The sequence below is a fragment of the Marinomonas profundimaris genome (genome assembly GCF_000508165.1).
Lineage (GTDB): Bacteria > Pseudomonadota > Gammaproteobacteria > Pseudomonadales > Marinomonadaceae > Marinomonas > Marinomonas profundimaris.
On the sequence record NZ_AYOZ01000014.1, the window covers coordinates 31,890 to 46,646 of the forward strand.

A 14,757-nucleotide genomic window follows, 5' to 3' on the forward strand; every position below is an offset into this window, starting at 1 on the left:
TTTTAAGGGGAGAAAAATAATAAAACCCCCTCCCTTCCTTAACAATACCTAAATTCGCTATGATCACACTTCATTATCAACGAAGTAATTTTCATGATTTATACCTACAAAGCGATAATCTTTGATTGCGATGGCGTCATAGTTGACACAGAAAACATTTCAAATACGATCTTAAAAGCCATGCTAAGCCAACACGGACTAGAGCTTGACGATGAAACACTTCATGCAAAATTCACTGGATTCACCAACAAAGAAAACCTACTAAACGCCGAAAAATTACTTGGCAGAGCCCTACCAGACAATTTTGATGAAGAATACAGAGAACGCTTTCACCGTATTATTTCTACAGAATTAGAACCTATAAAAGGCGTCTGCGATTTACTCAGTAAAATCAAAAAACCTATTGCAATGGCCACCAATGCTCGACGCCAAGAGATGGAGTTCAAACTCAATAAAATCCATCTATCTGATGTATTTTCCACGCGTTTCTGCGTTGAAGATGTAGAGAATGGAAAACCTGCACCAGATCTATATTTGAAGGCAGCAAACGCACTCAAGGTTGACCCTAAAGATTGTTTAGTCATTGAAGATTCCGTAGCAGGAATTACTGCGGGGCGCGCAGCAGGCATGCGAGTACTCGCCTTTAGTGAAACAATTGACGCTAAAATCCAAATCGCCGCCGGCGCGACCGACTGCTTTAACACAATGAAAGAGCTAGAGGCTTTATTAGACCTCTAGCAAACCTTCTAAAAAATATCAGTTCGACATTGATTGCAGTTGCTTAAGCAGGCTCTTTGGCAACTCTTTGATCACAAGCGTTCCAGAATCCGCATCAAAGACAACAGATTCACCCAACAACTCACTATCGAAACTCAGCGTTAATGCCCGCGAACTACCGGATAAACGCGTGAGCTTTTTCAAGGCCGCTTTTTCAACAAAGATTTCTTTCTCCATTTTAAAGCTATCAGAATCAGCAATTTCCAAAAACTTATTTGCTTGCTCAACTGAGAAGCGAGATTCAACCTCGGACGCAATCTCTTTAATAGCCAAAGGTTCGCGTTCTTGTGCTTTCGCCTGACAATGCTCAGAAACAACTTTTTTGAACGCATTCGCCTGTTTTGAAGGCAAACCTTCAGACTGACAAAATGCCGATGTTAAATCGACAAGCTTACGCGTTTCTTTCGCCGCTACTTTGGGTTCATCACAACCAATAAATTGAGTAAAGTATTCACTTTCAAACTTAGGCGCTCGCCCGAAACGAAACGATATATAACGCCCTTCATCACCCGATTGCCACGCCGTCAAATTAATACGCAACGACATATGCAATTTTTCCATTTCAATTTGCTCAATCTGAGACAAACTAAGATCCGCACCAAGCCCAATGCCTTTTTTACGCTTTAACATCACAATATAAAGGAAGTGCGTACCATGCAGCTCATAATGGTTAAACCACAACAAACCACCCTCCGCTTCTTCTACTGGCTCTAAATACTTAAGAAACTCCGCCGCACAATCTTTTGTGAAGCCAGCAAAATCAACAAACGTATCACTCTTAAAATGCTTGTAAAGCAAAGCCGGCAACTGAGCACCTTCATCACTTCCTTGAGGATTAACAAAACGACCTGTATTCATACCTGAGCGATTGAACAAATTAGTCACCTGAGCAGAAAGCGCTTCTGCTTGACCATCTACAGGGTTCTCATTTGGGCGAGCGATTAATATAGCCTTACGCTCACCTTCATGTTTCTGAATCTCATGAACAATTAAGTTGCTAATAGACACCAGCTACCTCTTACGTTTAATATGGAAGATTACGATCATTTTTTAACCCATCTTTACTGCAGGATACTTCCCCTAATTTGAATACCATGATAAAACCCAAGACTACAAAAAAAGAAACACGGAAAGAACTTGAGTCTCTGGTAGATCAGTTTATCAAGAAAAAAGGGACGATCCAGCAAGTCAATATGGGCGAATCCGGTTTAATAGATGGTAAGTATAACACGAGCCACATCGGCTTTAACGAACCAAAACAAGACCGCACACCATTAAATCATGTTGTTGCTGCTATTCAGCAAAGAAAGCACACACCGCCAACAAAACCTCAAGCAAAGAAGAAACCCAAAAAGGTCATTATCTATGACGATTTTGGGGAACCTTTAAGATGGATATGGGAAGAGTAAGCGACGAAAAGCCTTTCCCTATCTCTTTGAATTCCCAGCCGATACTGTAATAATACTCTCATTAAACACATTCAAATGAAGGAGCTATCATGTCCATACGATATTTACACGCCATGATAAGAACAGATAAGCCAGAAGAAAGTCATAAATTTTATACTCAAGGTCTAGGCTTAATCCAAACAAGACGCATGGACAGTGAAAAAGGCCAGTTTTCACTGATCTACTACGCAACGGAAAAAGGTGCACCAGAAATAGAACTTACTCATAACTGGAGTGACCGCAGTTACAGTAATGGCGACCAATTTGGGCACCTAGCCTTTGAAGTAGAAAATATTTATCACGTCTGTGAAAAACTTCAATCACTAGGCGTGATCATATTACGGCCCCCTCGCGACGGTCACATGGCATTCATTAAAGACCCAAACAACATCTCAATCGAACTCCTTCAAAAAGATGGCTCTCTCGATCTTATCGAACCATGGGTTTCAATGGAGAACATAGGCAGCTGGTAGTTACAAAAAGTTACGCAATGCGTTTTTGGTAAACCAACGCTACAAAAAGACAATAGCTATATAGCCGAGATTTTTTTAAAATTAACCTATCGTTGAACACATATACAAGAGCACCAATTGCATTATGAAGACATTCATAAAAACCATCAGCTTAATTGGGGCATTAATTACCATGAGTAATTTTGCCTCTGCAGAAAGTCTATACGCCAAAAACGTACAGACTCGTCTTGCTGATGCGGACAGTGATGGCGTTATTGATGCCAGGGACCTTTGCCCAAATACCCCTGAAGGTTCAGCTATTGATAATTACGGCTGTCCAAATCAGACCACCAAATTACTCTCTGTTGAACTAAACATTCTTTTTGATTCAGGTAAGGCCGATATAAAGCCCCGCTTCTATACAGAGCTTAAAGGCCTTGCAAAATTCCTGCAAGATCACCCATCAAGCACTGTCGTTATTGAAGGCCATACAGACAGCAAAGGTTCTGCTGAACTAAACCGCGCACTTTCACAGAAACGCGCATCCGCAATCGCCGATGTACTTGTTGATAGCTTCAGAATACAACCGAGTCGAGTAAAAGGTGTTGGTTATGGAGAAACACGCCCTATCGCTGACAACAATACAGCAGCAGGCAGAGGACAAAATCGCCGAGTTGTTGCAGAAGTATTTGCAAAAGAACAACTCGCTAATGAACGCTGGACAATATACAGCGTCGACCAAAATACCAGCACAGCACTAAATAGTAGAAATTAATAAGCAGGCATTAGTCATTTTTTACTGATTGCCTGCCGTTCTGAAAGCACGAAGCCCATTCCTATCAATACCAATAAACACTTTCATTTAAACCATTAAACATACTGGCCTGCACAAAAGCCACTAGACCAAGCAAATTGAAAGTTATAGCCCCCCAGCCACCCTGTAACATCCAGCACTTCACCAATAAAATACAAGCCTTTTTGTTTTTGTGACTCAAAAGTTTTAGATGAAACTTCATTCGTATTTACGCCACCCAATGTGACCTCTGCCGTACGATATCCCTCTGTTCCGTTAGGCGCGATATCAAAGTGAGAAAGGTAGTGAAATAGACTGTCTATTTGATCATTTGATGTTTGCGCGCTCCGCTCCGTCAACCAGGGAAATTCCGCTCGCACTACTTCGACCAAACGCTTTGGAAGCATGTTTACTAAGAAACCTTCAAAACTTTTTTTCGGCGTATTATGACGAACGTTCAATAAATCATCCAGAGACAAGGCCGGTGCAATGTTAATCCTGAGCGCTTCACCTGGCTGCCAAAAATTAGTAATTTGCAGAATGGATGGCCCGCTAACGCCGCGATGAGTAAACAACATAGGCTCCTGAAAGGTGACGCCATTCGCTGTAGCTGAAATATCGCACGCAATTCCTGAAAGCTCTGCAAGTTGCACCTTACGATCGGGCTGTACCGTAATCGGCACCAAACTGGCTCGAGTTGGAAGCACGTCGTGCCCCACCTGCTTAGCAAGTTCATACCCAAAGCCTGTCGCCCCCATTGTGGGTATCGACAAACCACCGGTCGCTATAACAAGCGACTCACAAATAACATCACCATGATTGGTTTTTATCAACACCTGATCATTCTCGAAAGCCACACTGAGGATTTGAGTATTAAGTTTTAGCTCTGCTCCAGACCATTCTAATTCAGTTAATAAAATGTCGAGTAAATCTTTGGCGGAATGTTCACAAAATAATTGGCCGGGTGTTTTTTCAACATACTCCAAGCCATGACGATCCACCAAATCCACAAAGTCTTGCGATGAATAGCGACGCAAAGCGGAAATACAAAAGTGCGGATTGTCTGATAAAAAATGCTTGGGAGACGCATCCATATTAGTAAAGTTGCAACGACCACCTCCTGACATCAAGATTTTTTTCCCTGCCTTGTTTGAGTGATCCAACACTAAAACGCGCTTCCCTCGATAACCTGCCGTTGCCGCACACATCAACCCCGATGCTCCCGCGCCGATTACAACTACATCCACTTTATCCACAACCTACCTCATCACTTATTTAGTGGCTGCATTATAGTGTCTGACCTTTTTATTGCCATTGAATCCCATTTATTTCCATTAAATAAAACAAAAAAAGAGGCACCGAAACTTGTCCACAGAAACCGTGAAGAAGGCTGTGGGAATCACAAAAAAATACTTAAAATTCAATAAAGTAAATAAAATCAAACATTATTTAATAATTTTTAAAAAAGACACAAACATCGAAGATAGGAAATTTTTTTTGCAAAAAGCAAACTATTTTTAATAAATAGCCCTGTACAAAAATACTGTTCGAATATACAGTACTGTATATAAATACAGTTAAATAAATTTATTAGGGTGTGAATATGATTAATTTACTAGGACCAGTTCGAACCATTCATAAAATCGCATTTATTTGCGCGATCTCTTTAGGCTTGTACGCCCCAGCAAAAGACATATTTAAATTCGCTGAGACACATTTCGCAAAAGAGAGCGTTCAAATCGTAGATGCCTCTTTTGGAACCAACTTACCTTGGCAAGAATCAAATTCATCGTACCTAAAGGTTGGCCTAAGCGCTCAATCAAGCTTATCGCAACCTCAGATAATTTATACAAAGCTACGCTTTACCAATCCAACCTCCAAGCCACAAACATATCGCAAGATTTGGCTTAATTTTTCACATGGGAATGGCGATCAGGAATACACGACAGATTACACGCTATACAATACAGAAACTCGACAGCGACTAATCGGCCAGTCAATACAGCTAGGCGCTAATAGCTCAATCGATGTGGTCGCTGCATATCGCTTCATTCCAAGTTATAGAAACAAGTCACCTATTACTATGAGTGTATCTTGGGAAGGCAAAAGCCTTTTAAGAGAAACCGCCTGTGAATACAACCTGAAAGCTTCGGCTGGAAATACATTTCAATATCTGTGTAATAACTAACCCAATAAAGTAGTGAAAAGCCGCAAAAACACTCATTGATAATCGTTTTCATTTCTAATATTATGCTAGTACAAAATAATATTGGAGCTACAAAAATGAAACGATTACTAACACCTATCGCAGTATGTATTGCTGGCGCGATGCTTACAGCTTGCGGTCCGGCCGCTGTAAAAAATGAATCATCTACTGCCACAGCCGATTCTGTTGTCGTTCATTATGCCGATATTGCTGAAGCCATATACAGCGACTCTTTAACAACCGCTAAAAGTCTGCGCTCTTCTATTGATGTCCTTTTAACAGAACCTACTGAAGCAAATTTGACTTCTGCTCGAACAGCTTGGATTGCCGCTCGCGTTCCTTATCAACAAAGTGAAGTGTACCGCTTTGGCAATGCCATTGTTGACGACTGGGAAGGGAAGGTAAATGCCTGGCCATTAGATGAAGGCCTAATCGATTATGTTGCAAAAGACAGCTACGGATCTGAATCTGATCTCAATTCTCTTTATACCGCCAATGTCATAGCGTCAAAAAGTCTTACAATTGGCGGTAAAAAAGTAGACACTTCCAATATTACGCCTGCCCTGATATCTGACACACTTCAAGAAGCCGATGGTGTAGAAGCCAATGTGGCAAGTGGCTATCATGCGATTGAGTTTTTGCTTTGGGGTCAAGACCTACATGGTACAAACCCAGGAGCAGGTGAACGCCCAGCGACAGATTTCGATCTTAGTAATTGTTCTAATGGAAACTGTGATCGCCGCCGTGACTACCTAGTCGCAGTAACGGACTTGCTTATTTCTGATCTCGAAGAAATGACAAATAACTGGAAAGTAGGCGGCGATGCTCGTATTGCTCTATTAGAGCAAACTCCTGAAGAAGGGCTTTCCACCATCCTTACAGGAATGGGTAGCCTTGCATATGGTGAATTGGGTGGAGAGCGTACCAAGCTTGGCCTAATGCTACATGATCCAGAAGAAGAGCATGATTGTTTTTCTGACAATACTCATTGGTCACATTACTACGACGCAAAAGGCATAAAAAATGCTTATCTAGGCGAATACAAGCGAGTTGATGGCAGCTGGTTAAAAGGCGCCTCCCTATCTAACCTCGTTGCACAGCAAAACATTAAGCTAGACGCCGAAATGAAGCTAAAACTAAACCTGACTGAAGCAGCCGCTCAAGCTATGGTAGAAGCCGCAAAGAAAGGTCAAACATTTGATGTGCTTATTGCAATGAATAACACTAAAGGCAACCAACTTGTACAAACGTTTGTTGACTCTTTGGTAGATGAAACACGCACGACAGAAGAAATCATCCATCAACTTAACCTTCAAGGCATTGCTTTAGAAGGGTCTGATAGCTTAGATAACCCAAGCGCAGTATTTGAGTAAAACAGCTCCCTAAATAAAAAATGGGATGTTAGTAAGGATGCGTCATTTAGTCAGTTAATGGTATTTGTCTATTTATGACAGTAAATTTAAAACATGGTTCTTTTTTAGCTGGCGTTTACGCCAGCTTTTTTTGTTTTCAGAATCTAGCAATTGCAAGCGATTACTCAACCCCTCTTACAGGGATTGAGCTAGAAAACAAACTTGATTTTCATATAGGTGAAGGTATATTTCAAAAATTTTGGGTACCTTCACCTTCTTCAACCACTGCAAGTGATGGTCTGGGCCCTCTCTATAACACTCGATCCTGTAATAGCTGCCATGTAAATAATGGCCGCGGTCACGCCCCTGAAGCTGGAATTAACGGCGCCTCAATCCCCTCTTTTTTAATTCGATTTGGAAAATCCTATAAAAGCCCCCCTCCTACAAAGGATTTTATTTATCCCAGTGTTGGCGATAAACATTACGGCAACCAATTTCAAGGGCAAAGTTCCCCTGGCATCCCTGCTGAAGGGGATTATTATCTTAGCTATAATACGCACATAGAAAGGCTCGCTGACGGAACTAAAGTGACATTGCGAGCCCCAGTAATTCACTGGACAACCCTTAATTATGGAGAGTTCGAAGAAAACACAGGTGTAACTCCACTTGTATCCCCTGCATTGGTTGGAATGGGTTTATTAGATAACATTCCAAATGATATGATTATTCGCAATGCAGATGCCGACGACATAAACAACGACGGCATTAGTGGTCGCATAAGCTGGATTCCCAGTAGTAGCAACAACAATATTAAGCTCATTGGCCGCTTCGGCTACAAGGCCGCCACCCCAAGCGTAAGCGCTCAAAATCAGCAAGCATTTAATACAGACTTAGGACTGTCAACACCTCGCAACCCTTCACCCACAGGGGATTGTACTGAGCTACAGAAAGCCTGCATGAGCAGTCCGAATGGAAATAGTCCGCATTTAGATAACTTGGAAGTAGATCAGCAACAAGCAAGACTCGTAGACCTATTTGTCTCTCTGTCATCGCCACCCTCAATGAGAAACCTTACCAAACCAGAATTTCTTGAAGGAAAAAAAGTTTTCGATGAAAGTGGATGTGCAAGTTGTCACATCCCAAAAATGAAGACAGGGAGCAACTCAAGCTTTGCCGAGCTAAACAATCGTACTTTTTACCCCTTTACCGATATGCTACTGCACGATATGGGACCCAAATTAGCCAGCGGCTTTCAAAGCTTCTCCGCCACACCAAACGAATGGAGAACAGCGCCACTATGGGGCATTGGATTGTCTAAAAAAGTCTCTGGTCGAGTAAGCTTTTTACATGATGGTAGAGCTCAGACTATTGAAGAGGCTATTCTATGGCATGGCGGAGAAGCCAAACAAAGCCAAGAACATTACAAAAAACTAAACAAAGAACATCGAAAAAAACTCATTTACTTTTTGGAGTCGCTTTAATGAAATGTTTTCCCAAGCTCATCGCCCTAGCCATTGGCGCAACAACCCCTTTACTTGTATCCGCTGGCCAATGGGAAGGCCCACTTAATGGCATCGTATCCACCGTCATTGTAAAAGGTTACGACACTTATTCCGCGTCTTCAAAAATACTACAACAACAAAGCAATGCGCTATGCTCTTCACCTTCTGAACAAACTCTTCACGCAGCACAAACAGCATTTCAAACAAATGCATTGGATTGGCAGCAAGTACAATGGCTTAATTTCGGACCTGTAACCTACTTCATGCGATATTACGCCTTTGAATACTGGCCTGACAAAAAAGGGGTTACACAACGACAATTGAGAGCGTTGTCTCAAGGTGATCCATCCGTCATGGACGCTCCTAAGTTTTGGACCTCTGCCAGCATCGCCGTACGCGGCTTAACCGCTGTAGAAAGTTTGCTTTACCACCCTGATTTTGCCCCCACACAATCAGCCAATCATTGCCGGTTGCTTGAGAAAGTGACCAGCCATCATTTTGAAAGCGCTGACGCTGTTGCTAAACAATGGCAAGAAGCCAAAGCCCAAGACTGGGTATTTGATGAAGAAGGGACAGGTTTTGATCCTGAGGAAGTTGCTTTAGAGCAATTTTTACAACAATGGATCGAGCACATGTCTGCGGTGAAAGACGCCAAGCTGGAAACCCCAATAGGCTATAATGGACGAGAGAACCTAAAGCTCGCTGAGTTCTATAGAAGTGATCTTTCACTCAAAGCCATACAAAAAAATCTACAATCCTATCGTGAAATTTATCATGCAGGATCTCCTTCTTTGTATGATCTTGCCAAACAAATAAATCCAACACTCGCTGAGAAGCTGAACCAACAACTTACCCAGAATGTAAAATTGTCTCTACTCTTGCCCAGTAACTATTTCCACTCAGACCAACATGACGATCGAGTAGCACTTGCAAAACCACTCGTAAAATCCATTTCCAGCAGCCAATCCTACCTCGCCAGCATGGTTACTCAATTAGGCTTTCAAATAGGCTTTAATAGTAGGGACGGAGATTAAAGATGTTATCAAGACGCTCATTTCTAGCGTTAAGCGGCGCAATGATGACAGCCCCATCATGGGCCACCATTACCCAACAAGATCCAAATGCGACCTTATACGCGTCGGCTTATTCTCTTAATAAAAAAGAACATTTTTTTGGCGTATTTGACAGCAAGGGAGACATACTTTGGGCCGCACCTCTCAGTGATCGGGCGCATGCACCTGTCATCCATCCAAACCAGAGCATTATTGGCATTGTGGCTCGCAGACCCGGTTTCTACATTGATTTCTTTGATGTATCCAGTAATCAAAGAATAAAACGCATCACCCCAAATAAAGACCATCATTTTTACGGGCATGCACTTTTTACTGATGATGGCGTACACCTCATTACACAGGAAAATCACTACACAACAGGGCAAGGGAAAATTGTCGTTCGCAACTGGCCTAGTGGCAACATCATTCAATCTTATAGTAGTAATGGCATCGGTCCGCATGAATCGGTTTTTCTAGATCAGCATGTCTTAGTCATTGCGAATGGCGGACTAATGACCCACCCAGATGAAGACAGGAAAATACTCAACCTTGACACAATGAAACCCAATGTGACTTACCTTTCCCTTAAAGACGGCAGCATCATCAATCAAGCATCCCATGAGGAAGAGCTGCATCAGTTAAGCATTCGCCATCTTGATGTAAATGAGCAAGGCACTGTTGCGTTGGGCTTTCAATATCAAGGTGACATACGAGATCAAGTACCACTACTCGGCTTATCAAGGGTCAATCAGTCCCATATAGAATACCTTCCAATACCAGAAGACATCAGAATACGATTTAAGCAGTATTGTGGCAGCGTCTGCTTTGATAAATCTGGCGAAGTTCTGGCCATCAGCACACCAAAAGGCGGCCTAGTTGCTTACTGGCACATTGATTCTAAAACCTTTTTGGGAATAGAAAATTGTCGCGATGTATGTGGATTGGTTGCAACGGATAACGCGCATGAGTTTTTATTAACCAGCGGTACAGGCGTCCAACTTGCCAGCAACCCTGTACAAAACTCCAACAAAATGATTAAAAAACACACAAACATTCACTGGGACAATCACTTTAGACACATAAAAACATGATTTTTATACTAAATTTAAAACTAACGTAGTCAACTTCAAGGTTTTTAGGTAATGTCTATTGCATGCTGCAAATAAGTGCAGCTTATTCTTTCGCATTATGAAGTTGCTTAATGTTTATTGATTTTCTTAAAAATTATTTTTTAGTTCAGTCCGAACAACCTTTGGGACGAGACGATAAAACTTTCCAGCAAAGCGCATTAAGAATCTTACTTGCGCTCACAGTTGGTATATTTTTCGTCTCAGAACTCCGCTCACTGTTTATTCCTGGTGAACTCTCTTTCCTGAGTATAAATAGCGCTTACCTTTTGCTGCTTATTGGCATGCTCTACTTCAGTAAAAAATACGCTAAAGCAACCTCTGTTTTATTTCTTCTTACTTTGGTGACGACTAGCTTTGTTTTATTAACTCTCAGCGATGAGTTCTATGCAGAAAAATACGCACTTGTATCGCTCTACTCATTACCTCTAATTACCCGCCTGCTATTTAGTTTTAAAGCATGCTTGGTTGCCATGGCGATCAACCTTTACCCGTTTTATTTAATGACATCAAGCGGTTTTAATATTAGCCAAACCGGCCTCGCACCTTCTTTTTATTTCCAGTTACTCACCTTTGTGACACTCAATATTGGCTTACCACTTGCCGTTTCAAGAATCATCCAGACCCTTGAAAACAACGCGTCATACATGAGACTGCTATATCGAAAACTGAATGCAAATTACGCCATGTACGAGGAGTTCTTTGAAAACACAGGGTCGCCAACTTTATTGTGCGACCAAAAAGGCAAAATCCTTAAAGCAAATCAACTTGCACGCGACCTCCTAAGCACCTCTCAACAAAAGAGTTTTACTGACTCAACCATTACCGACTGGCTATCACCTCTCGGTAAAACAGGGAAATTCTTCTGGCAATCTAATGTCGCCGAATGCACGTTAAAACAAAATACCAGCACGCACATTGAAATACGCAGAGCATCACTCACCCAACACGGGCATTTTGTTTTACACCTACAAAACACAACACAATTAAAAGCAATACAACAAGAACTCGAAAGCACACAGCAAACTAACAGTCGTTTAGCTCATTACGATTTACTAACACTCCTGCCCAACCACAGACACTTTTGCCGCCAAGTAAATCAGCGCATCGAAGAACACGACAGCCATTTAACAGGCGCCATGTTCATCATTCGAATCAGCCAATTTAAGCTACTCAATAAGCAGTATGGAAAAGACAGCGCGAACAAAGTCATTCTGAATTTTTCTAAAACGCTCCAAAAAAAGCTATCAGAACAAGCCATCATTGGTCGACTGAGAGGCGTAAAGTTTTCATGCTTTGTCCCGTTAGGCCAAAATTATTTAATCCAAAAGAACCTATCAACCCTCATTCATTCCATTTTACCCAGCCAGATCACTGTCGATGGCAACAAATTGAATATGGATTATCACGTTGGCATTGCCTACTACCACACCGATGGAAAAAACGCTGAAGCGCTATTAGAACACTGCGAAATGGCATTAGAATATTCGACCAGCACAGATCGCTTTTCCTATTACAATCACAACCTTGAAAGTAAACTCATTGAAGAGCACAAGCTCGGACTGAAACTTAGCTCAGCAATAAAAAACAAAGAAATAAGCATTTGGCTACAACCGCAAGTGGCGCCTAACGGACAAATTTCTTCATTCGAAGCACTCGCAAGATGGCAGAACAACGGCAAGTTCGTTCCACCAACGACCTTTATTAAGATTGCTGAAGATTTAGGCTTACTTCCTTTGCTCGCTGAAAATCTAGTAAGAGAATTGGTTGTGACACTCACTCAGTGGAACGATGAACACATTCACACCCCAATCGCCTTTAATCTAGCAGGCCAAGAGCTAATGAATGACGCCTTTTTTGCGTTATTAATGTCATTAATTGCAGACAACCCTTGGCTCACTAACATGCTTGAACTGGAGATTACAGAAACCAGCTCAGTCATGACCCACCCTCTTATACACAAACGCTTAAGAAGCCTCTCACAGTACGGCTACTCCATTGCCATTGATGACTTTGGTACTGGCCAAGCCTCATTAGGGCAATTGGTCGACATACCCGCTAATATTCTCAAAATTGATAGACGCTTCATCGCCCCACTACCCGGCGACCAACGCCACATTGATATCGTGAAGTCTACAATTCAGCTAGCGGAATCCCTTAACATGAAAGTCATCGCAGAAGGCATTGAGACAAAAGAACAAGCCAATCTCCTTGCTGCTTTGGGCTGCCACACGCTACAAGGTTATTACTTTGCTAAACCCTCACCACTCTCTGACTGGACAGCCAAAGACAACGCCAAGGCAAAAGAATTACGTATGGTTTATTAGTAAAAATCGAAAATCAAAGTTATTCGCTATTATTCCCAAAAGACAGACATAAAAAAGCCAGAGTTCAAATTGAAGTGAACTCTGGCTTTTTTAAACGCAATAACAATTTATGTAATGATAAATTAGAACGCCATATTCATCGCGACAGAAACAACATTGGCTGAAGACTCATAATCTGCGTTTAACTTACCACGTGCAAGATCTTCTCCCGTGCCGTCACGGTTAACAGACACATCTTCGATCATCACGTGAGTGAAGGCGAAAGTGGCAGACGTCATGTCATTGAAATCGTAAGTGCCGCCAATGGAGATCCATTTACGATCACCATCTGGCGTACGAGCAGAACGATATTCATCCGTTACTGGCGAATTATCCATCGCAACACCGGTGCGCAAGGTCAATTTATCCGAGTAGGTATACGTTAGACCCGCTGAATACATCCACTGATCTTTAAAACCAAAAGTAAGTACCGAATTAGACTGAGTGCTGTCGAAATCTATATTAATACCATCCATTGAACCCCAACCGGTCTTAATAGCAGTTAAACCCAAAACAAGTTTTGAGGTCAAATCCTGCTCTACACTAACAGTTAATAATGATGGAAACGTTATTGAGTCACTAACAGTCGTATCAACCAACGTTGCTGATGCAGCCTCAGCTGCAGCATCGTATTCAACATTGCCCTTAAAATCAAAATCAACTTCACTACGATAACCTAGGCCAACTCTAGTACCTTTTCTTGGCTCAAAAGCCACACCAAAGCTATAACCATAAGCGATATCATCTGCTTCAATACGCCCATTACCTTCTCCACCTGCAACAGAGCCAACTTGAGACTCTAGAACCACTTCTGCTTTATGAAGTTGTACACTAGCGCCAATCGAAGTCCACTCATTAACTCGATGCGCTAAAGCAAAACTCAAAGCAATATCCTGAATTCCTGTTTCCGTAGCATGAAAGCGCCCCGCCCAATCTGTACCATAATCACCAGACAGACCGAAAGGCACATTTAAAGAAATCCCCGCGACAGTCTTGTCAGACAACGGCTTGGCAAAATAAAAAGATGGCACCAATGTATTGTCAACAGAATCATCAGTTGAATCAGTCCCTAGAGAGCTCGACCCAGCGAGACTTGTATCAGTTGCAGAATTTACTGTCACATCCATACTCGGCATTACGTAAGCGCCGGACACATAAACAGTGGTCTCTTTGGCATTCACAAAGAGCGCAGGGTTCCAGAAGCTGGCAGAGATATCTTCATTAGAAGCGGCCACACCCGCTAACGCTTTACCTGACGCAGTGGCACTGTGGTCATTTAACGCAAAACCTGCAGAATACGCAGAAGACGCTGCTGCCACAGAGGCCGCAACAACACTTGCTCTAAACAAGAATTTTGAGGAGGTAGTCATAATAAGCTCCGTTGTTATTTTTATTGGGAATTTTATTTTTTATTACTGAATCACTTATACGCTTCTATTATAGAAGCCCATAACCTGATATTACCAGTAAGTATTTCTTCCGCAATACAATATTTAAAAATATCCTATCAAAAGAAGGTGAAACACAGCAAAAAACAACCCAGGAACAACATACAGAAACGAATTGAAAAGAAAGCAGATGAGCTTTAATGAATAAAAACAGGAAAATAATAGAGGAAATGAAAATGTCACTTATTGCCTAATAAGCAATAAAAATGGCGGAATGGACGGGACTCGAACCCG

The 14,757-nt window shown here is 41.9% G+C and carries 13 protein-coding genes; 10 read left to right on the plus strand and 3 right to left on the minus strand.

Features of this window, described 5'->3' with window-relative positions; translation table 11 throughout:
- Positions 1-93: 93 nt before the first annotated feature.
- A complete protein-coding gene (locus D104_RS28220) occupies positions 94-738 on the plus strand; it encodes an HAD family hydrolase (protein ID WP_024024024.1) in 645 nt (214 codons plus the stop codon).
- Between the two features lie 18 nt (positions 739-756).
- Here D104_RS28220 and D104_RS28225 read toward each other — a convergent pair whose 3' ends face one another.
- The gene (locus D104_RS28225; RefSeq protein ID WP_024024025.1) at positions 757-1,785 is read right to left on the minus strand and encodes a nucleoid-associated protein; all 1,029 of its coding nucleotides are present in this window, start codon (positions 1,783-1,785) and stop codon (positions 757-759) included.
- Positions 1,786-1,871: 86 nt separating this feature from the next.
- On the opposite strand from D104_RS28225, the gene D104_RS28230 reads away from it, so the two are divergent.
- The 3 genes from D104_RS28230 to D104_RS28240 all read left to right on the plus strand — a co-directional run bounded on the left by D104_RS28230 (position 1,872) and on the right by D104_RS28240 (position 3,452).
- The gene (locus D104_RS28230; protein ID WP_024024026.1) at positions 1,872-2,186 is read left to right on the plus strand and encodes a hypothetical protein; all 315 of its coding nucleotides are present in this window, start codon (positions 1,872-1,874) and stop codon (positions 2,184-2,186) included.
- A gap of 89 nt (positions 2,187-2,275) precedes the next feature.
- A complete protein-coding gene (locus tag D104_RS28235) occupies positions 2,276-2,698 on the plus strand; it encodes a VOC family protein (protein WP_024024027.1) in 423 nt (140 codons plus the stop codon).
- Positions 2,699-2,822: 124 nt separating this feature from the next.
- Complete coding sequence (locus D104_RS28240; RefSeq protein WP_024024028.1) at positions 2,823-3,452, plus strand: OmpA family protein; 630 nt, start codon at positions 2,823-2,825, stop codon at positions 3,450-3,452.
- A gap of 95 nt (positions 3,453-3,547) precedes the next feature.
- Here D104_RS28240 and D104_RS28245 read toward each other — a convergent pair whose 3' ends face one another.
- Positions 3,548-4,678 (minus strand): BaiN/RdsA family NAD(P)/FAD-dependent oxidoreductase, encoded by a 1,131-nt coding sequence (locus tag D104_RS28245; protein WP_051997755.1) that lies wholly within the window; start codon positions 4,676-4,678, stop codon positions 3,548-3,550.
- A 395-nt stretch (positions 4,679-5,073) separates the two neighbouring features.
- Between D104_RS28245 and D104_RS28250 the strand changes: the two genes are divergently transcribed.
- From D104_RS28250 to D104_RS28275, 6 genes are all read left to right on the plus strand, one after another.
- A complete protein-coding gene (locus D104_RS28250) occupies positions 5,074-5,658 on the plus strand; it encodes a hypothetical protein (protein WP_024024031.1) in 585 nt (194 codons plus the stop codon).
- Between the two features lie 95 nt (positions 5,659-5,753).
- Positions 5,754-7,049 (plus strand): imelysin family protein, encoded by a 1,296-nt coding sequence (locus tag D104_RS28255; RefSeq protein ID WP_024024032.1) that lies wholly within the window; start codon positions 5,754-5,756, stop codon positions 7,047-7,049.
- A gap of 74 nt (positions 7,050-7,123) precedes the next feature.
- Complete coding sequence (locus D104_RS28260) at positions 7,124-8,509, plus strand: di-heme oxidoreductase family protein (protein ID WP_024024033.1); 1,386 nt, start codon at positions 7,124-7,126, stop codon at positions 8,507-8,509.
- The gene (locus D104_RS28265; protein WP_024024034.1) at positions 8,509-9,564 is read left to right on the plus strand and encodes an imelysin family protein; all 1,056 of its coding nucleotides are present in this window, start codon (positions 8,509-8,511) and stop codon (positions 9,562-9,564) included. The genes D104_RS28260 and D104_RS28265 overlap by 1 nt, the downstream gene beginning before the upstream one ends.
- Before the next feature lie 2 nt (positions 9,565-9,566).
- Positions 9,567-10,673: a DUF1513 domain-containing protein gene (locus D104_RS28270; RefSeq protein WP_024024035.1), complete on the plus strand. Its 1,107-nt coding sequence runs from the start codon at positions 9,567-9,569 to the stop codon at positions 10,671-10,673.
- Between the two features lie 110 nt (positions 10,674-10,783).
- Positions 10,784-13,036 carry a GGDEF domain-containing phosphodiesterase gene (locus D104_RS28275; protein WP_024024036.1) on the plus strand — a complete coding sequence of 751 codons (2,253 nt, stop codon included), beginning with the start codon at positions 10,784-10,786 and terminating at the stop codon, positions 13,034-13,036.
- A 122-nt stretch (positions 13,037-13,158) separates the two neighbouring features.
- Here D104_RS28275 and D104_RS28280 read toward each other — a convergent pair whose 3' ends face one another.
- Entirely contained in the window at positions 13,159-14,445 is a 1,287-nt protein-coding gene (locus D104_RS28280) for an OmpP1/FadL family transporter (protein ID WP_024024037.1), read from the minus strand.
- Between the last annotated feature and the right edge of the window lie 312 nt (positions 14,446-14,757).